This window comes from Curtobacterium pusillum (genome assembly GCF_013359865.1).
Lineage (GTDB): Bacteria > Actinomycetota > Actinomycetes > Actinomycetales > Microbacteriaceae > Curtobacterium > Curtobacterium pusillum.
On record NZ_JABMCE010000068.1, the window covers coordinates 1 to 17978 of the forward strand.

Consider the following 17978-nt stretch of genomic DNA (forward strand, 5'->3'; position numbering starts at 1 on the left):
GCTGACGAGCCCGGCGCGCCGCCGCCCGCCCGCTGCCGCCGGCCGCCCGCAAAACGCAAGGAGGGCGGTTTGCGGGGGCGCGGTCGATGGGGCTTGCACGGTCGCAGGAGGCGTGGGAGACTAAACCGGTTCAATTAAACCGGTTCAGACGCAGCGTCGCGTCGGAGGGAGACACGCGTGGAACGCCGTCCCACCATCACCGACGTCGCCCGGCACGCGGGAGTGTCGAAGGGGCTGGTGTCCCTCGCGCTCAACGATCGTCCGGGCGTCAACGCGGACACCCGAGCACGCATCCGTTCCGCCGCCGACGACATCGGCTGGCGGCCGAACGCCGCGGCGCGCAGCCTGACGAGCCGCCGGACCTCCGCGCTCGGCCTCGTGGTGACACGGGACCCGAGCATCATCGAGACCGACCCGTTCTTCGCCGCGTTCATCGCCGGGCTCGAAGCCGTGCTGAGCGAGCGGGGGCAGGTCCTCGTGCTGAGCGTCGTCCCGGACGCGGACGCCGAGGAGCGCACCTACCGCACGCTCGCCGGTGACGGCCGCGTGGACGGCTTCATCATCACGGACCTCCGGCGCGCCGATCCCCGCGTGGCCCTCGTCGCGGAACTCGGCTCCGTGGCGGTCACGCTTGGTGAGCCCGACGTCCCGAGTCCGTTCCCCGCGGTCCGCCGTGAGTACGAGCACGGCATCGACGACCTCGTCCACTACCTCGCCGACCTCGGGCACACCCGGATCGCACACGTCGCCGGCAACGACGACATGCTCCACGGGCACGCTCGACGCGAGCAGTTCGAGCGGACGGCCGAGGCCCTCGGGGTCCGGGCGGTCGTGACGCCCACGGACTTCTCGCCCGAAGCCGGCGCGTCGGCGACCGAGGACCTGCTCGGCACCGACCCGCGCGACCGCCCCACGGCGATCGTCTACGGCAACGACCCCATGGCGATCGCCGGCATGGCCGTCGCCCAGCGCCTCGGGTTCCGGGTGCCGGACGACGTCTCGATCTCCGGGCTCGACGGCTCGCAGATCGGCCGCCACGTCTACCCGGCGCTGACCACGCTCGACAACGACCCGGCGGAGTGGGGTCGCGTCGTCGCGGCCACCCTCCTCGACCTCGTCGACGGGAAGGACCCCGTCGACCGCACACTCACCCCGGCACGGCTCATCGTGCGGGGTTCCACCGGAGCGCCGCTCCGGAACCCGGCCTGACCGGGAACACCACCGACCCGAACGCAGCACCGACGAAGGAGTCACCATGCAACGCCGCATGATCGCCATCGGGACGGCAGTCGCCGCCGCCACAGCACTCGTCCTCAGCGGGTGCTCCGGCGGCAGCGATGCCTCCTCGAGCGACGCGATGAAGGCCAAGGGCCCGATCACCATCTGGTACTCGAACAACGAACAAGAAGTCCAGTGGGGCAAGGCCGCCGTCGCGTCCTGGAACAAGACGCACCCGGACGAGCAGGTCAAGGGGCAGGAGGTGCCGGCCGGCAAGAGCACGGAGGAGGTCATCGGCGCGGCCATCACCGCCGGGACGACCCCGTGCCTGGTGTACAACAACCTCCCCGCCGCGACCGGGCAGTTCCAGAAGCAGGGCGGCCTCGTCGACCTGTCGAAGTTCTCCGGCGCCGACGCCTACATCCAGAAGCGCTCCGGCGACGTCGCCGACCAGTACAAGTCCGCGGACGGCGACTTCTACCAGATGCCGTGGAAGTCGAACCCGGTGATGATCTTCTACAACAAGGACCTCTTCGCCAAGGCCGGACTGAGCACGACCGACCCGAAGCTCGGCACGTACGACGAGTTCCTCGCCGCCGCGCAGAAGATCAAGGACAGCGGGGCCGCCCCGTACGCGATCTACCCGACGCCGACCAGCGAGTTCTTCCAGCCGAACTTCGACTTCCTGCCGCTGTACGCCGCCGAGACCGGCGGCAAGGGCATCGCGACGAAGGACAACAAGGCGACGTTCGACGACCAGGCCGGCTACGACGTCGCGAACTTCTGGAAGACCGTCTACGCGAAGGGCTACGCCGGCACCGAGCAGGTCCAGGGCGACGCGTTCGCGACCGGCAAGGCCGCGATGGCGATCGTCGGTCCGTGGGCGATCGCGTCCTACAAGGGCAAGGTGAACTGGGGCAGCGTGCCCGTCCCCACGAAGGACGGCACCGCAGCCGACAAGACCTACACGTTCCCGGACGCGAAGAACGTCGGCATGTACTCGTCCTGCAAGAACCAGGGCACCGCGTGGGACTTCCTGAAGTACACCACGAGCAGCGACCAGGACCGGAAGCTCCTCGAGACCACCGGGCAGATGCCGATCCGCACGGACCTCGCCACCACCTACGCCGACTACTTCTCCCAGAACCCGGCGTACAAGGAGTTCGGTTCGCAGGCCGCCCGCACCGTCGACGACCCGACCGGGCCGAACACGATCGCCGCGCTGCAGGGGTTCCGCGACTTCTACACGAAGGCCGTGATCTCCGGCGACGGCGACCTCAAGGCGCAGCTGAAGCAGGCCGCGACGAAGTTCACCCAGCAGGCACAGCAGAAGTGACGCCGTGACCACGCAGACGACCTCGCCCCGCGGCAGGGTCCGACCCGGCACCGCGCCGGGTCGGGCCCCGCGCCCCGCCCTGCAGAAGGTCCTCGGCCGGAACCCGCTCGGGTGGCTGTTCAGCGCCCCGTACCTGGTGTTCGTCCTCGCGATCTTCGCGTACCCGGTGTGCTTCGCCGTGTACATGTCCTTCAAGGACTACTTCTTCGCCGCGCCGGGCGTGACCGTCGACCGGCCCTGGGTCGGGCTGCAGAACTACGTCCGGGTGTTCCAGGACCCGCAGGTGCTGCAGTCGTTCCGGAACGTGGCCGTGTTCCTCGTCATCAACGTGCCCCTCACGGTGGTGCTCGCGCTCGTGCTCTCGGCAGCGCTGAACAGCGTCGTCCGCTGGTCCACGTTCTTCCGCGTCAGCTACTACGTGCCCTACGTCACCGCGAGCGTCGCGGTCGTCGGCGTCTGGCTGTTCCTGTTCAGCCAGAACGGCGTCGTCAACAGCCTGCTCGGACCACTCGCTCCGAGCCCGTCGTGGCTGAGCAACTCGGCGCTCGCGATGCCGATGATCGCGGTCTTCGTCACGTGGAAGCAGCTCGGGTTCTACATCCTGCTGTACCTCGCCGCGCTCCAGAACGTGCCGAAGGAGCTCTACGAGTCCGCGGCGACCGACGGTGCCGGACGCGTCCGCCAGTTCTTCTCGGTGACCGTGCCCGGCGTCCGACCGGCGACCGTGCTCGTGCTCCTGCTCAGCACCGTCATCGGCGCGAACCTCTTCACCGAGCCGTACCTGCTCACCGGAGGCGGTGGCCCGAACGGGGCGTCCACGAGCCCCGTGCTCCTCATCTACCAACAGGGCATCCAGCAGGGACACCCCGGGTACGCGGCCGCGATCGGCATCGTGCTCATGATCGGTGTCCTCGTCATCGCCTGGCTCCAGAACCGATTCGCAGGAGGACGAGAGTCATGACCGACGCGACCGACATGACCGGCACAGCCGTCCCCACGACCGCAGCCGGTGTGCCCGGGGCGAGCCGCGCCTCCAGGACGGACACCCCGCGGCGGAAGCGACCCCGGCGCATGGACGGCGTCAGCCTCTCGCGCGGCCAGGCCGCGCTCCGGTTCGCCGTGCTGCTCGTCGGCGCGGTCGTGTTCCTCTTCCCGTTCTACTACATGGTCATCGGGTCGCTGCAACGGGAGCCGGACACGAGCCTCGCCGGCGCCTTCCCGAACCCGGCGAACATCGACCTGCACAACTTCGGGACGATCAACGACCGCGTGAACCTGCTGCAGGGCCTGCTCAACTCGGGCATCTTCACGGGCGGCGTGCTGCTCTGCACCGTCGTGTTCGGGCTGCTCGCCGGGTACGCCCTCGCCGTGCTGCAGTGGCGCGGCCGCGGCGTCACGTTCGCGCTCGCCCTGCTCGTCCAGGTCGTGCCGTTCCAACTGCTGATGATCCCGCTCTACGTCCTCATCGCCCGCGACTACGGCCTCAGCGACAACTACCTCGGCATGATCCTGCCCTTCGCCATCAACTCCGCGGCCGTGGTGATCTTCCGGCAGTACTTCCTGCAGATCCCGCAGGAGATCTTCGACGCCGCCCGCATCGACGGCGCCGGCGAGCTCCGCGTCCTCTGGAACGTCGCCCTGCCCCTGGTGCGCCCGGCCCTCGTCACGGTCGTGCTCGTCACGTTCATCGGCCCCTGGAACGACTTCCTCTGGCCCTTCCTCATCACCAAGGAGGCATCGATGCAGCCGCTCGCGGTGTCGCTCGCCAACTACATCTCGAACGTCGCGTCGTCCACCGCGAACCCGTACGGGGCGATCCTCGCCGGCGCGGTCGTCCTCGCCGCCCCCGTCGTCGTGCTCTTCATCGTGTTCCAGCGGTACTTCATCGCAACCGACATCGGGTCGGGGGTGAAGGGCTGATGCAGACCCTCACCCGGGCGGCGCTCGCCGCCGACCTCGACCGTGCCCTCCGGCACACCAACGCACTGACCGACCGGATCTCGACCGACGACTTCTCCGCCCGGTACGACGACCCGCCCGCGTGGATGATCGGCCCGTTCCACCGCGACCCCGACCTCACCTTCACCGCGCCGGACTGGACCGACCCGACCAGCATCGGCTGGACGGCGTCCAGCGTCTTCAACCCCACCCTCGGCATCGCCCCCGACGAGCGTGGGACCGCCGTCCTCACCGACGAAGCGGGCCGGGAGGCGCGACACGCCCTCCACCTGCTGTACCGGGCGTCACCGCGGAAGGAATCCACCTCGTCCCGGATCGGGCACGCCGTCCTGACCCTGGACGGCTGGGTCGACGACGGGGCACCGGCCATCTGGCCGACCCTGCCGAACGAGGCGCTCGGCGTCGAGGACCCCAAGCTCTACCGCGCCGAAGGACGGTGGTGGTGCTTCTACAACGGCATCTGGGACACCCGCGACACCCCCGAACGCGGCACCTACCCGGACGCCGGCGACGTCGGCTGCGACATCATGCTCGCCGTCTCCGACGACCTCGAGCACTGGCAGAAGACCGGCATCGTCGTCCCGTACGAGGTCTCGCACCTCTGGGCCAAGGGCGCCGTGATCCCACGCGACGACCGCGGCCGAGCCGTCCGCGTCGACGGCGAGTACCGCATGTACGTCTCCGAGGGTTGTGGCGGACGCCTCACCGTCGGTCACTCCGACGACATGCGGCACTGGACCTTCACGCACGAGGACTACCTCGACGTCAGCGCCCTCGGACCGCAGCTGCACGAGGTCGCCTGCGCCGTCGTGGACGGCGACCGGCTCGTCCTCGACTTCTTCCACGCCGACCCGTCCGGAGCGTTCGCCGCCGGACAGGCGCTCTACGACGTGCACGAACCCGCACGACAGCTCGACGTGCACGCGGGCGGCTCGCTCGCCTGGGGCGGACTGCTCCGCTGGCCCGGCGCCGACACCCCGCCCGGACAGGCCGGCGACCGGGTGTTCGCGCAGGGATGGGACGCGCCCGCCGACAGCCGCACGATGTACCTGTACCGAGAGGCAGCACGATGACCGACTTCCCGTACGCCCTCGAACGCATCGGCGTCGTCATGGAACCCCTGCCGGACGAACCCCTCGAAGCCGAGGGCGTCCTCAACCCCGCCAGCGGCCGCGGCCCCGACGGCGAGCTGTACCTGCTGCCCCGACTCGTCGCCGCCGGCAACGTCTCCCGCATCGGCATCGCCCGCGTCCTCGTCGAGGACGGCGTCCCCGTCGGCGTCGAACGACAGGGAACCGTCCTCGAACCCGAACGCACGTGGGAGACCGGCGCTCAGAACGCCGGCGTCGAGGACCCCCGCACCACCTGGGTGCCCGCACTCGGACTGCACGTCATGACCTACGTCGCCTACGGCCCCCTCGGCCCCCACACCGCCGTCGCCGTCTCCGACGACCTCCGCACCTGGCGGCGCCTCGGACCCGTCCGCTTCGCCTACGACGACGCGCTCGACGTCGACCTCGCCCTGTACTTCAACAAGGACTGCGTCTTCCTGCCCGAACCCGTCACCGCACCCGACGGCACCCCCAGCCTCGCCGTCCTGCACCGCCCCGCCTGGGACCTCTCCGAGATCCGACCGGGGGAGGGCGTCCACCCGCCCTCCTGGGTCACCGACACCCGCCCGTCCATCTGGATCTCCTTCGTCCCCCTCGACCGGATCCGCGCCGACGTCGGAGCGCTCGCCGAGTGGCGCGGACACCGCGTGCTCGCCGCACCCGAAGCGGACTTCGAGGAACTCAAGATCGGCGCCGGGCCGGCGCCGATCCGCGTACCGGAGGGCTGGCTCCTGCTCCACCACGGCGTCACCGGAGAACTCGTCGGGTCACTCGCCCAGCAGCAGAACGTCAACTACGCCGCCGGCGCGATGATCCTCGACGCCGACCGTCCGTGGGAGGTCGTCCGACGGACCTCCGAACCGCTCATGACCGCCGACACCGAGGACGAACGCTCCGGCATCGTGCCGAACGTCGTCTTCCCCACCGCCGTCGAGGAGATCGACGGCGTCCGCCACGTCTTCTACGGCATGGCGGACTCCAAGATCGGCGTCGCCCGGCTCGTCCGGCGCTGAACCGACGCCGGAGGCCTGCGCGCGCACCGCCGAGCACCACCGCGCCGGCGTCGCCGAGCACCACCGCGCCGGCGTCGCCGAGCACCACCGCGCCGGCGTCGCCGAGCACCGCCGCACCGCAAGACCTGACCGAGGAGCATGCAATGCCGCATCGCACCACCACCGTCGCCGCGCTCGCCGTGGCCGCCGTCGTCACCACCACGGTGCTGACGCTCCCCACCGCCGCGGTCGCCGCGCCGGCCACCACCGCTCCGGCCACCACCGCGAAGGCGCCCGCCGGGTCGGGCGGCACCCTCACGAACCTCGACCACCTCGACTTCCTGCTCGACGACGTCCCGCTGCTGTCCGGGGTCCCCGGTCACACGACGTACGACCAGGCGTCCGACCCGACCGCCCGCGCCCCGTGGGTCTACGCGGACCGGGACGCCGACGGGACCTACCGTCGCGTCGGCGGGGGCACGCTGGACCCGGCGACCGGCCACTGGGGTCAGGGAGCCTTCGACGCGGACGACATCAGCAGGGCTGCGGTCGTGTACGTCCGCGACTGGGAGCAGGACCGCACGCCCAGCAGCCTCGACATCGCGCGTGAGCTCCTGCGGTCCCTGACCTACCTGCAGACCTCGACCGGCCCGGACGCCGGGAACGTCGTGCTCTGGCAGCAGCCCGACGGCACGCTCGACACCACGCCGACGCCGCCGGACAGCCCGAACCCCTCCGACTCCGCCGACTCGTTCTGGACCGCCCGGACGATCTGGGCGCTCGGCGAGGCCTACCCCGCGTTCCGACACACCGACCCCGGGTTCGCCCGCTTCCTGCAGGACCGGCTCCACCTCGCGATCGGGGCGCTCGAACGCGGTTCCCTCGCGCAGTACGGGCGGTACGACACCGTGAACGGGTCCCGGGTCCCCGCGTGGCTCATCGCGGACTCGACGAGCGCCACCGCCGAGGCCGTCCTCGGCCTGAGCGCGTACTCGGCGGCGGTCCCGTCCGACCACGGCGTCCGGACCGTGCTCCAGCACGAGACCGAGGGCATCGCGGGCATGCAGCGCGGCGGCCCCGGCACCTGGCCGTACGGCGCCGTCCTGCCCTCCGCGACCTCGCAGTCGACGTGGAACGCCTGGGGTGGCATGGCACCGGCAGCCCTCGCCCGTGCCGGCGCCGTGCTGCACCGGTCCGCCTGGGAGCAGGACGCCGAACGCGCCACCGCACAGTTCGGTACGCAGCTGCTCACCAGCGGCGGCCCGGACAACGGCTGGACGCCGACGCCGTTCGACCGGACGCAGATCGCGTACGGGGCGGACTCGCTCGTCGAGTCCTTCACGGCCACGGCCGACGCCACCGGCAACGACGGTCAGGCAGCGCTCGCCGGGATCGCCGCGTCGTGGTTCTTCGGCGCGAACCCCGCCGGCGTGCCGGTGTACGACCGCGCGACCGGGGCGTGCGTCGACGGCATCGCTGCCGACGGCACCGTGAACCGGGGTTGCGGCGCCGAGTCCGCCATCCACACGGCGCTGACGATGCTCGCGCTCGACGCTCATCCCGCGATCCGTGCGGCGGCGACGGCGATCGACGGGCGGTCCGCGGTGCAGGGGATCACGACCGTGGAGGCCGAGTCCGGCGTCCTCGGTGGCGGGGCAACCGTCGTCCAGAACGCGACGGCGTGGACCGGCTCGGCGAACTGGTCGGGCTCGGCGTCGGTGCAGGCCCCGGCAGGCGGGACGGTCACCATCGCCCTGCCCGCCGGCCACGGTCCCGTCGTCCTGGCGCCGGTGGTGTCGCAGCAGGCAGGTGCCGCCGGGACGACGACGTGGACGACCTCGGCTCCCGGCCGACCGACCAGGCTCGGGACGACGCAGAACGGCGGAGCCGGCGAGCAGGGGAGCGCGCCCACCTCGACGTTCCTGCACCCGCTCCGGCTCGCCACGGTGGTCCCGGCCGGGGTCACCAGCATCACAGCCCGGGTCACGTCCGGCGCGCTCGACCTCGATGCCGTGCTCGTCCAGCCGGTCGTGGCGCACCTCGGACTCACCGGAGCGAAGCCCGTCGACCTCGTCGTGGACAGCACGGGATCCGCGCGTTCCGGCACCATCGTGGGAGGCCGTGGACGCACCGCTTCCGTGTTCGACGCCGACGGCCGTCTCGTCCGCTCCGTGCACCTGCGCGCCGACAGCGTCCCGCTGGCCCCGGGCGGGTTCACCGTGGTGGGCTGACCGCTCGGCCCGCACCGACCGCACCTGTCTCCGCAGCCGCCGGCACCTCCGGCGGCTGCGGACATGGGAGGATCGAACCCATGCGTCTCGTCGTCGCCGGCAGCCCCGCTGCGGCCGTCCCCACCCTCCGCCGACTCGCGGCGTCCGAGCACGAGATCGCCGCGGTGCTCACCCGTCCGGCGACCCCGCAGGGCCGGAAGCGCGTCCTCACGCCCACGCCCGTCGCGCAGGTCGCCGAGGAACTCGGGCTGCCGGTGATCGAGGCCGCCCGCGTCGACGACGAGGTCACCGCCCGCATCGCCGAGCTGGACGTCGACCTCGGCGTGATCGTCGCCTACGGTGCCCTGCTCCGTCGCGCCGCGCTCGACGCTCCGCGCCACGGCTGGGTCAACCTGCACTTCTCCGACCTGCCGCAGTACCGCGGCGCCGCACCGGTCCAGCGTGCGGTGATGGCCGGCGACACCCGCACCGCCGCGACGGTCTTCCAGCTCGTCGAAGCGCTCGACGCGGGCCCGGTGTACGCGAGCGACCCGTTCGACATCGACCCCGAGGCGACCTCGGGCGAGGTGCTCGCCGCCATGGCCGAGGCCGGCGCCGACACCGTCGCCCGCGTGGTCGACGGCATCGCCGCCGGCACCGCCGTCGCCACCGAGCAGTCCGGTGAGCCCACCCTCGCCCCGAAGCTCACGATCGAGGACGGCCGCATCGACTTCAGCGCGCCCGCCGCCGTCGTGCACGCCCGCCTCCGCGGTGTCACCCCCGAGCCCGGCGCGTACGCCCACCTCGGCGAGACCCGCGTGAAGCTGCTCCGCAGCAGCCGAGTGCCGGGAGGCGCGGGGGACCCCGCCCCGTCGCTCGCCCCCGGCGCGTTGGCCGTCCAGGGCGGTGGGCTGCTCGTCGGGACCGCCGACGACCCGCTCGTGCTCACCGAGGTGCAGCCCGCCGGCAAGAAGCCGATGGACGCCGCCGCGTGGGCGCGGGGCCTCGGCGAACTGGACGGGAAGGTCCTGGCATGAGCAGCACGAACACCGGCCGGCGCCGGAACCACGGTCCGCGGCAGACCAGCGCCCGCCGGGTGGCGTTCGACGTCCTTCGTGCCGTCCAGGTCGACGACGCCTACGCGAACCTCCTCCTGCCGACGCGCATCCGCCGCGCCGGGCTCTCAGCGCGCGACGCCGCGTTCGCCACCGAACTGACCTACGGCTCGATCCGGATGCTCGGGAGGTACGACGCGATCATCGCCCTGGCGTCGGGTCGCCGGATCGACAACATCGAGTCCGACGTGCTCGACGTCATGCGGCTCGGGGCGCACCAGCTGCTCGGGATGCGCACCCCGACCCACGCGGCCGTCTCGGCCACGGTCGAACTCGCCCGTGAGGTCGGCGCCCACCGCGCCACGGGGTTCGTGAACGCCGTGCTGCGCAAGGTCGGCGCCCGCACCGACGACGAGTGGGACGCGCTGATCACCGAGGGTCGTGGCGGTGACGCGCTGCTCGCCACCCGCTGGTCGCACCCGACCTGGGTGGTCGCGGCGCTCCGGGACGCCCTCGCCGCCGAGCGGTCTCGTGACGAGCTCGCCGCACTGCTCGCGGCCGACAACGTCGCTCCGCGCGTGCAGCTCGCCGCGCTGCCCGGACGCGCCACCGACGAGGACCTCGTCGCCGCGACCGAGCACGCCGCCACGGCCGACGACGTGACCGATGACGCGGACGCACCGTCCGCAGAACCGGCGCCGGCCGACCCCGGGACCGCAGCTCACGAGAACACGGAGGCCGCGCCTCCCGTCCGCCCCACCGACCCCGAGGCGGACCTCCCCGTCTCGCCGGTCGGCATCCGTGGCATCACCGGCGATCCGGCACGCGTGCCCGGCGTCAGCGCGGGACGGCTCCGTGTGCAGGACGAGGGATCGCAGCTGGCCGCCCTCGCCCTGAGCCGGTCGTCCGCGATCCGGCCGGGGGAGCGCTGGCTCGACCTGTGCGCCGGCCCGGGCGGCAAGGCGGCGCTGCTCGCAGCCGAGGCCGCACAGGGCGGAGCCACCCTCGTGGCGAACGAACTCGTGCCGGCGCGTGCCGGACTCGTGCGGAAGGCCCTCGCCGACTTCGGGGAGGGCGTGACCGTCGTCGAGGGCGACGGCCGGCGCTTCGGCCGGGACGGTGCCGGCGTGACGTTCGACCGCATCCTCCTCGACGCGCCGTGCACGGGGCTCGGGGCGCTCCGGCGTCGACCCGAGGCGCGGTGGCGGAAGCAGCCTGAGGACGTCCCGGAGCTCGCCGCGCTGCAGAGCGAGCTGCTCGACGCCGCTGTGCGGGTGCTCGCGCCGGGCGGGACGCTGGCGTACGTGACGTGCTCGCCGCACCTGGCGGAGACGCGGGGGCAGGTGGATGCGTTCATGGCGCGCCACGGGGACGTGCTCGAGCAGGTCGACACGGCCTCGGTGGTGCGGGGGGTCGCGGCGCGGGACCCCCGCGTCGCGGACGGCAAGACGGTGCAGCTGTGGCCGCACCGGATCGGCACGGACGCGATGTTCATCGCGCTGTTCCGCCGCGCCGCCTGACGCGCCGCCGGTAGGGTTGGGGGGTGACGATCCGCATCTCGCCGAGCATCCTGTCCGCCGACTTCGCGAACCTCGAGCGCGAGCTCCACCGCATCGAGACCGCCGACCTGGTGCACGTCGACGTGATGGACAACCACTTCGTGCCGAACCTCACCCTGGGCCTGCCGATCGTGCAGCGCCTGCAGGAGGTGTCCCCGGTGCCGCTCGACGTCCACCTCATGATCACCGACGCCGACACCGAGGCGCCGAAGTACGCCGAGACGGGCGCGTCGAGCGTGACCTTCCACTTCGAGGCGGCGGACGACCCGGTGGCGACCGCCGCGGCGATCCGGTCGAACGGCGCGCGTGCGGCCGTGGCCGTGAAGCCCGGCACGCCGATCACGCAGGTGCTGCACCACCTCGACGCCTACGACATGATCCTGCTCATGACCGTCGAGCCCGGGTTCGGCGGGCAGTCGTTCATGCCGTCCGTGATGCCGAAGCTCGCCGACGCCCGCGCGGCCGTCGACGCCTCGGGCCTCGACGTCTGGCTCGAGGTCGACGGCGGCATCGCGGTCGACACCGTGCCCGAAGCCGTGCGGAGCGGTGCGGACACCCTCGTGGCCGGCTCGGCGGTGTACGGCGGCGAGCCGGCGGCACGGATCGCGGACCTCCGCGAAGCCGCAGCCGCAGTCGCGCGCTCGTGACGGTGGACGCGTCCGACGCGACGGGTGCGGCCGGGGCGAGCCGCGCCTCCCGTCCGGACGGTACGTCGGGGGCGACGCCCGAGGACGGTAGCCTGGTCGGCGTGAAGACGTTCGACGACCTGTTCCAGGAGCTCACCGAGAAGGCGCGCACGCGCCCCGAGGGCTCCGGCACCGTCGCCGAACTGGACGCCGGCGTGCACCAGATCGGCAAGAAGATCGTGGAAGAGGCAGCCGAGGTCTGGATGGCGGCCGAGTACGAGGGTGACGAGCGCACGTCGGAGGAGATCTCGCAGTTGATCTACCACCTGCAGGTGCTCATGGTCGCGAAGGGGCTGTCCCCGGCGGACATCTGGCGACATCTGTAGGTCGCGCCCCGCGCGCTCCCGACGGACCGTCACCGACCCCACCAGAAAGCAGAACCCCTGATGCTCCGCATCGCCGTGCCCAACAAGGGCTCCCTCTCCGAGACCGCTTCCGAGATGCTGCGGGAGGCCGGGTACGCCGGTCGCCGCGACCCGAAGGCGCTCCACCTCCTCGACGAGCGCAACGGGGTGGAGTTCTTCTTCCTCCGTCCGCGCGACATCGCGACCTACGTCGGCTCGGGTGCGCTCGACGTCGGCATCACCGGCCGCGACCTCCTGCTCGACTCGGGTTCCGCCGCGCACGAGGTCGATGCGCTCGGGTTCGCCGACTCCACGTTCCGCTTCGCCGGGACGCCGGGGCGGTTCAGCACGCTGCAGGACCTCGACGGCGTGCGGGTGGCGACGAGCTACCCCGGGCTGGTCGGGGACTTCCTCGCCAAGCACGGCGTGACCGCGACGCTGGTCAAGCTCGACGGGGCCGTCGAGAGCGCGGTTCGTCTCGGTGTCGCGGACGCCGTGGCCGACGTGGTCTCGACGGGCAGCACGCTCCGTGCAGCCGGGCTCGAGATCTTCGGTCCGGTCATCCTCGAGTCGACGGCGCTGCTCATCACCACCGACGAGACCATCCCGGGCATCGACGTCCTCCGTCGCCGGCTGCAGGGCGTGCTCGTCGCCCGCGGTTACGTCATGCTCGACTACGACATCCCGACCGCCCTGCTCGAGCAGGCCACCGCGGTCGCCTCGGGCATCGAGTCGCCCACGGTGTCGCCGCTGCACGGTCGCGACTGGTCGGCGGTCCGCGTGATGATCCCGCGCGAGGACGCGAACCTCATCATGGACGCGCTGTACGACCTCGGTGCCCGCGCCATCCTCGTCAGCCCGATCCACGCCGCACGACTGTGACCGGCGTGTCCGTGCGGGTGATCCCGTGCCTCGACGTCAAGGGTGGCCGCGTCGTCAAGGGCGTGAACTTCCTCGACCTGCAGGACGCCGGTGACCCGGTGGAGCTCGCGGCCCGCTACTACGAGCAGGGCGCGGACGAGCTGACGTTCCTCGACGTCGGCGCCACGGTCGAGAACCGGGCGACGATGTACGACACGGTGACCCGCACGGCCGAGCAGGTCTTCATCCCCCTCACGGTCGGCGGCGGTGTGCGGAGCGTCGACGACGTCTCGCGCCTGCAGCAGTGCGGCGCCGACAAGATCGGCGTGAACAGCGCGGCGATCGCCCGGCCCGAGCTGGTCGGCGAGATCGCGGACCGCTTCGGGGCGCAGGCCGTCGTGCTGTCGCTCGACGTCAAGCGGTCCGAGCGGATGCCGTCCGGGTTCGTGGTCACGACGCACGGCGGCCGGACCGAGTCCGACCTCGACGCGATCGCCTGGGCGCACGAGGCCGTCGAGCGCGGCGCGGGGGAGCTGCTCGTCAACTCCATCGACGCCGACGGCACGAAGAACGGGTTCGACCTCGAGCTCGTGGCCGCGGTCCGTGCGGTCTCCTCGGTGCCGGTCATCGCTTCGGGAGGCGCGGGTCGGGTCGAGCACTTCGCCCCCGCCGTCGAGGCGGGAGCGGACGCGGTCCTCGCCGCGAGCGTCTTCCACCGCCGCGAGATGACCGTCGGCGACGTCAAGACCGCGCTGCGTGCGGCCGGCCACGCCGTACGCTAGAGGCCTCATGACCGACAGCACCAGCACCAGCACGGACGCGGTCCTCGACCGCGCGCGGTTCGGTGCGGACGGGCTGCTCCCCGCCATCGTGCAGGAGGAATCGTCGAAGGACGTCCTCATGCTCGGCTACATGGACCGGGAAGCCCTCCGCCGCACCCTCACCGAGGGACGCGTGACCTTCTGGTCCCGCTCGCGGAACGAGTACTGGCGCAAGGGCGACACCTCCGGCCACGCGCAGTACGTGCGCGGTGCGGCGTTCGACTGCGACGCGGACACGCTCCTCGTCACGGTCGAGCAGGTCGGGGCGGCCTGCCACACGGGTGCCCACCGGTGCTTCGACGTCGACCCCCTCGAGCCCGTGACGGCGTCCGCGCCGACCGACCCGGCAGTGGAGACGACCCGATGAGCACCGCGACGCTCTCCGACAAGCCGCACACGACCTCCAGGCCGGAGTTCGAGGCCCTGCTGGACGACCACCGCGTCGTCCCGGTGGTGCGGGCGCTCTACGCGGACAGCGAGACGCCGGTGGGCGTCTACCGCAAGCTCGCGGACGGCCGGCCCGGCACGTTCCTGCTCGAGTCCGCCGGACAGGGCGGCCTGTGGTCGCGCTGGTCGTTCGTCGGGGTCCGCAGCTTCGGCGTGCTCACGCAGGACGGCGACCGTGCCGCGTGGATCGACACCGGCATCCCCGCCTCGCGCGCCGTGGACTCGCTCGACGGCGAACCGCTCGAGGTGCTCGCGCGGCTGCACGAGCGTTGGGCGACCCCGCGGATCCCGGGCACGCCGCCGCTCGTCGGGGGCACCGTCGGCTTCATCGGCTGGGAGGCAGTCCGGCAGCTCGAACACCTCCCGAACGTGCCGCCCGCGGACTTCGACGTGCCCGGGCAGGCGCTCGCGTTCGTCTCCGAGCTCGCCGCCCTCGACCACCGCACCGGGCTCGTGCTCCTCGTCGCGAGCGTGCTGAACGACGGCACGGACGACACCGACACGCTCTGGACGGACGCGCAGGCCCGCCTGGACCGCATGCAGGGCGACCTCGTGGCGCCCAGCATCGCGACCGTGGCGGAGGCGTTCGACATCGCCGAGCCGACCCCGACGCACCGATCCACCCCGGACGAGTACCAGGCCGCGGTCGAGCGCTCGAAGGACTTCATCCGCGACGGCGACGTGTTCCAGGTCGTCATCTCGCAGCGGTTCGACCACGAGGTCACGGCCGACCCGCTCGACGTCTACCGGGTGCTGCGGACGCTCAACCCGAGCCCGTACATGTACTTCCTGTCGTTGGCGGACACCGCCGACGAGCGCTTCTGGATCGTCGGTGCATCGCCGGAGGCCCTCGTGAAGGTGCAGGCCGGCCGCGCCATCACGCACCCGATCGCCGGCTCCCGTCCGCGCGGGGCGACGCCGGAGGAGGACGTCCGCTTCGGCGAGGACCTCCTGGAGGACCCGAAGGAGCGCGCCGAGCACCTCATGCTCGTCGACCTCGCGCGCAACGACCTGCAGAAGGTGTGCGAGCCGGGCACCGTCGCCGTGACCGAGTTCATGACGGTCGAGCGGTTCAGCCACATCATGCACCTCGTGTCGAGCGTCGAGGGCGCCGTGCGTCCGGGGTCGTCCGCGATCGACGTGTTCCGGGCGACGTTCCCGGCGGGCACGCTCTCCGGAGCGCCGAAGCCGCGCGCGCTGGAGATCATCGACGAGCTCGAACCCGCCAAGCGCGGCGCCTACGCGGGCGTCGTCGGCTACTTCGACTTCGCCGGGGACGCCGACCTCGCGATCGCGATCCGCACCGCCCTCATCAAGGACGGCATCGCGCGGGTGCAGGCGGGCGCCGGACTCGTGGCCGACTCCGACCCGGAGACCGAGCACGTCGAGGCCGTGAACAAGGCAGCAGCACCCCTGCGTGCCGTGGCGACGGCGAACCGGATGCGCGAGGTCCGCTCGTGATGCTCCGACGTTCCCGACCGCTCGTCGTCGTCGCCGGACTCGCCGTCGCGGGCATCATCATGCTGTCGTGGACGCAGACCTGGTTCACCGTCCGCCTGCAGGCGGGCGCCGCGGTCACCGCGAAGGTGGACGCCGACGGTGCGACAGCGGTGCCGCAGTACACCGCCCTGGCGATCGCGAGCCTCGCGCTCTTCCTCGCGATGACCATCGCGGGACGGGTGGTGCGCATCGTGCTCGCCGGCGTGGAGATCCTGCTCGGCCTCGGCGTCGTGGTGTCCGGCATCACCGCTCTGGCCGACCCGGTCGCCGCCGCGAAGGGTGCCGTGGGCGAGGTCGCCGGCGTGAGCGACCTCACCGCCGTCCGCCGTGTCGTGTCGAGCGTGGACGTCTCCGCCTGGCCGGCCGTCGGCATCGCGGGCGGGGTGCTCGCCGTGCTGCTCGGAGTGGTCGTGCTGTTCGTGCAGCGCGCCTGGCCGGGGCCCAGCCGGAAGTACGGCGCACAGACGGCCGGCGCTGCCGCGCAGGCCCGTGCCGTCGCCCCCGTCGAGCGGGACGCGGTGGTGGACTGGGACGACCTCAGCGCGGGCGTCGACCCGACCGTCGTCGACGAGCCCGGTCCGACCGGGGACGGCGGAGCGGACGACCGCGCAGACGACCGCGCGGGCGACCGCGCCGACGACCGCGCGGGCGAGGGCGCCGCGCGCGGCGTTGCCGCGGGGGCAGCCGTGGACGACACGGTAGGATCGAACGGGCGCCGGTCGAACGACGGCGCCGGAGCAGAACGAGGAGCACCGTGAGCAACACTGAGCCCGCAGAACTCGGCGAAGGCCACTCGCCGGCAGCCTGGACCGCCGTCGTGATCATGCTGATCGGATTCGCGGCCGGCACGCTGTTCTTCTGGTTCGACCAGCCGTGGGGCGTCTGGGTCTCCGCCGGTGTCGTGCTCGTCGGCCTCATCGTCGGTGCCGTCATGGCGAAGGCGGGCTACGGCGTGAACGGCCCGAAGTTCGTCCCCAAGCACCACTCCGAGTAGGTCCGGCATGCCGAACGTGCTCGAGACCCTCGTCGCGGGCGCGCTCGAGGACGCCGCGGCCCGTCGCGTCGACCGTCCCTACTCGGACGTCGAACGCGACCTGGACCGGGTGGCGTCCCCGCTCGACGCCCTCGCGTTCCTGGCGCCCGGCGACCGGGTGAAGATCCTCGCCGAGGTCAAGCGCGCCAGCCCCTCCCGCGGTTCCATGGCGTCGATCGAGGACCCCGCGTCCCTCGCGGCCGACTACGAGCGCGGCGGTGCGTCGACGATCAGCGTGCTCACCGAGGGGCGGAAGTTCCTCGGCAGTCTCGCCGACCTCGAAGCCGTCAAGGCCCGTGTCGGGGTGCCCGTCCTGCGCAAGGACTTCATCGCCGACCCGTACCAGGTGATCGAGGCGCGGGCGGCGGGTGCCGACGTCGTGCTCCTCATCGTGGCGGCGCTCGAGCAGCACCAGCTGGTCGCACTCCACACCCTGGCCGAAGAACTCGGCATGCGGGTCCTGGTCGAGGCGCACTCCGGGGACGAGGTCTCGCGCGGCCTCGACGCCGGAGCGCGGATCCTCGGCGTGAACGCCCGCGACCTGACCGACTTCTCGCTCGACCGCGACCTGTTCGGGTCCCTCGCCGATCGCATCCCCGACGGGGTCGTCCGTGTCGCCGAGTCCGCTGTCGCCGGCCCTGCCGACGTCGCGCACTACCGCTCCGCGGGGGCCGACGTCGTCCTGGTGGGGGAGGCGCTCGTCACGGGCGACGACCCCGCCGCCACGCTCGCGTCGTTCATCGCAGCCGCCGACCGCCGCTGAGCCCGCGCCCGTCCCGCCCGGTCCGCCGGGCGTCCCAGCCCGGTCCGCCGGGCGTCCCGCCCGGTCCGCCGGGCGTCCCGCC

Annotated in this window: 18 protein-coding genes; all 18 read left to right on the forward strand. The window is 72.4% G+C overall.

From position 1 onward, the window contains the following. Positions 1–177: 177 nt before the first annotated feature. The 18 genes from HP507_RS06635 to trpC all read left to right on the forward strand — a co-directional run bounded on the left by HP507_RS06635 (position 178) and on the right by trpC (position 17896). Positions 178–1209 (forward strand): LacI family DNA-binding transcriptional regulator, encoded by a 1032-nt coding sequence (locus HP507_RS06635; protein WP_175351008.1) that lies wholly within the window; start codon positions 178–180, stop codon positions 1207–1209. Positions 1210–1255: 46 nt separating this feature from the next. Then, positions 1256–2554: an ABC transporter substrate-binding protein gene (locus HP507_RS06640; RefSeq protein ID WP_175351009.1), complete on the forward strand. Its 1299-nt coding sequence runs from the start codon at positions 1256–1258 to the stop codon at positions 2552–2554. Between the two features lie 4 nt (positions 2555–2558). Then, complete coding sequence (locus HP507_RS06645) at positions 2559–3515, forward strand: carbohydrate ABC transporter permease (protein WP_175351010.1); 957 nt, start codon at positions 2559–2561, stop codon at positions 3513–3515. A gap of 110 nt (positions 3516–3625) precedes the next feature. Next, a complete protein-coding gene (locus HP507_RS06650; protein ID WP_175351023.1) occupies positions 3626–4474 on the forward strand; it encodes a carbohydrate ABC transporter permease in 849 nt (282 codons plus the stop codon). Further along, complete coding sequence (locus HP507_RS06655; RefSeq protein WP_175351011.1) at positions 4474–5586, forward strand: glycoside hydrolase family protein; 1113 nt, start codon at positions 4474–4476, stop codon at positions 5584–5586. The genes HP507_RS06650 and HP507_RS06655 overlap by 1 nt, the downstream gene beginning before the upstream one ends. Further along, positions 5583–6638, forward strand: a complete 1056-nt coding sequence (locus HP507_RS06660) for a glycoside hydrolase family 130 protein (RefSeq protein WP_175351012.1) — start codon at positions 5583–5585, stop codon at positions 6636–6638. Before HP507_RS06655 ends, HP507_RS06660 begins: the two co-directional genes overlap by 4 nt. A gap of 143 nt (positions 6639–6781) precedes the next feature. After that, the gene (locus HP507_RS06665; RefSeq protein WP_175351013.1) at positions 6782–8848 is read left to right on the forward strand and encodes a hypothetical protein; all 2067 of its coding nucleotides are present in this window, start codon (positions 6782–6784) and stop codon (positions 8846–8848) included. 80 nt (positions 8849–8928) lie between these two features. Then, entirely contained in the window at positions 8929–9864 is a 936-nt protein-coding gene (fmt, locus tag HP507_RS06670) for a methionyl-tRNA formyltransferase (RefSeq protein ID WP_175351014.1), read from the forward strand. Next, on the forward strand, positions 9861–11402 hold the full coding sequence (locus tag HP507_RS06675) for an RsmB/NOP family class I SAM-dependent RNA methyltransferase (RefSeq protein ID WP_217508552.1): 1542 nt from the start codon (positions 9861–9863) through the stop codon (positions 11400–11402). Before fmt ends, HP507_RS06675 begins: the two co-directional genes overlap by 4 nt. A gap of 23 nt (positions 11403–11425) precedes the next feature. Next, entirely contained in the window at positions 11426–12088 is a 663-nt protein-coding gene (rpe, locus tag HP507_RS06680; protein WP_175351015.1) for a ribulose-phosphate 3-epimerase, read from the forward strand. Positions 12089–12189: 101 nt separating this feature from the next. Beyond that, positions 12190–12453, forward strand: a complete 264-nt coding sequence (locus HP507_RS06685) for a phosphoribosyl-ATP diphosphatase (RefSeq protein WP_175351016.1) — start codon at positions 12190–12192, stop codon at positions 12451–12453. Between the two features lie 60 nt (positions 12454–12513). Then, positions 12514–13353, forward strand: a complete 840-nt coding sequence (hisG, locus tag HP507_RS06690) for an ATP phosphoribosyltransferase (protein ID WP_175351017.1) — start codon at positions 12514–12516, stop codon at positions 13351–13353. A gap of 5 nt (positions 13354–13358) precedes the next feature. After that, a complete protein-coding gene (gene hisF / locus HP507_RS06695; RefSeq protein WP_175351018.1) occupies positions 13359–14114 on the forward strand; it encodes an imidazole glycerol phosphate synthase subunit HisF in 756 nt (251 codons plus the stop codon). A 7-nt stretch (positions 14115–14121) separates the two neighbouring features. Then, positions 14122–14520 carry a phosphoribosyl-AMP cyclohydrolase gene (gene hisI, locus HP507_RS06700; RefSeq protein WP_175351019.1) on the forward strand — a complete coding sequence of 133 codons (399 nt, stop codon included), beginning with the start codon at positions 14122–14124 and terminating at the stop codon, positions 14518–14520. Then, the gene (locus HP507_RS06705; RefSeq protein ID WP_175351020.1) at positions 14517–16061 is read left to right on the forward strand and encodes an anthranilate synthase component I; all 1545 of its coding nucleotides are present in this window, start codon (positions 14517–14519) and stop codon (positions 16059–16061) included. Before hisI ends, HP507_RS06705 begins: the two co-directional genes overlap by 4 nt. Further along, complete coding sequence (locus HP507_RS06710) at positions 16061–16858, forward strand: Trp biosynthesis-associated membrane protein (protein ID WP_175351021.1); 798 nt, start codon at positions 16061–16063, stop codon at positions 16856–16858. The genes HP507_RS06705 and HP507_RS06710 overlap by 1 nt, the downstream gene beginning before the upstream one ends. Further along, positions 16855–17094 carry an HGxxPAAW family protein gene (locus tag HP507_RS06715; RefSeq protein WP_175351022.1) on the forward strand — a complete coding sequence of 80 codons (240 nt, stop codon included), beginning with the start codon at positions 16855–16857 and terminating at the stop codon, positions 17092–17094. The genes HP507_RS06710 and HP507_RS06715 overlap by 4 nt, the downstream gene beginning before the upstream one ends. 16 nt (positions 17095–17110) lie before the next feature. Further along, entirely contained in the window at positions 17111–17896 is a 786-nt protein-coding gene (gene trpC / locus HP507_RS06720; protein WP_175351025.1) for an indole-3-glycerol phosphate synthase TrpC, read from the forward strand. The last annotated feature ends 82 nt before the right edge of the window (positions 17897–17978 follow it).

Coding starts and splice junctions, on each gene's coding strand:
- HP507_RS06640 (WP_175351009.1), top strand. CDS start 1,256: ATGCAACGCCGCATGATCGCCATCGGGACGGCAGTCGCCGCCGCCACA.
- HP507_RS06650 (WP_175351023.1), top strand. CDS start 3,626: ATGGACGGCGTCAGCCTCTCGCGCGGCCAGGCCGCGCTCCGGTTCGCC.
- HP507_RS06655 (WP_175351011.1), top strand. CDS start 4,474: ATGCAGACCCTCACCCGGGCGGCGCTCGCCGCCGACCTCGACCGTGCC.
- HP507_RS06660 (WP_175351012.1), top strand. CDS start 5,583: ATGACCGACTTCCCGTACGCCCTCGAACGCATCGGCGTCGTCATGGAA.
- HP507_RS06665 (WP_175351013.1), top strand. CDS start 6,782: ATGCCGCATCGCACCACCACCGTCGCCGCGCTCGCCGTGGCCGCCGTC.
- fmt (WP_175351014.1), top strand. CDS start 8,929: ATGCGTCTCGTCGTCGCCGGCAGCCCCGCTGCGGCCGTCCCCACCCTC.
- HP507_RS06675 (WP_217508552.1), top strand. CDS start 9,861: ATGAGCAGCACGAACACCGGCCGGCGCCGGAACCACGGTCCGCGGCAG.
- hisG (WP_175351017.1), top strand. CDS start 12,514: ATGCTCCGCATCGCCGTGCCCAACAAGGGCTCCCTCTCCGAGACCGCT.
- hisI (WP_175351019.1), top strand. CDS start 14,122: ATGACCGACAGCACCAGCACCAGCACGGACGCGGTCCTCGACCGCGCG.
- HP507_RS06705 (WP_175351020.1), top strand. CDS start 14,517: ATGAGCACCGCGACGCTCTCCGACAAGCCGCACACGACCTCCAGGCCG.
- HP507_RS06710 (WP_175351021.1), top strand. CDS start 16,061: ATGCTCCGACGTTCCCGACCGCTCGTCGTCGTCGCCGGACTCGCCGTC.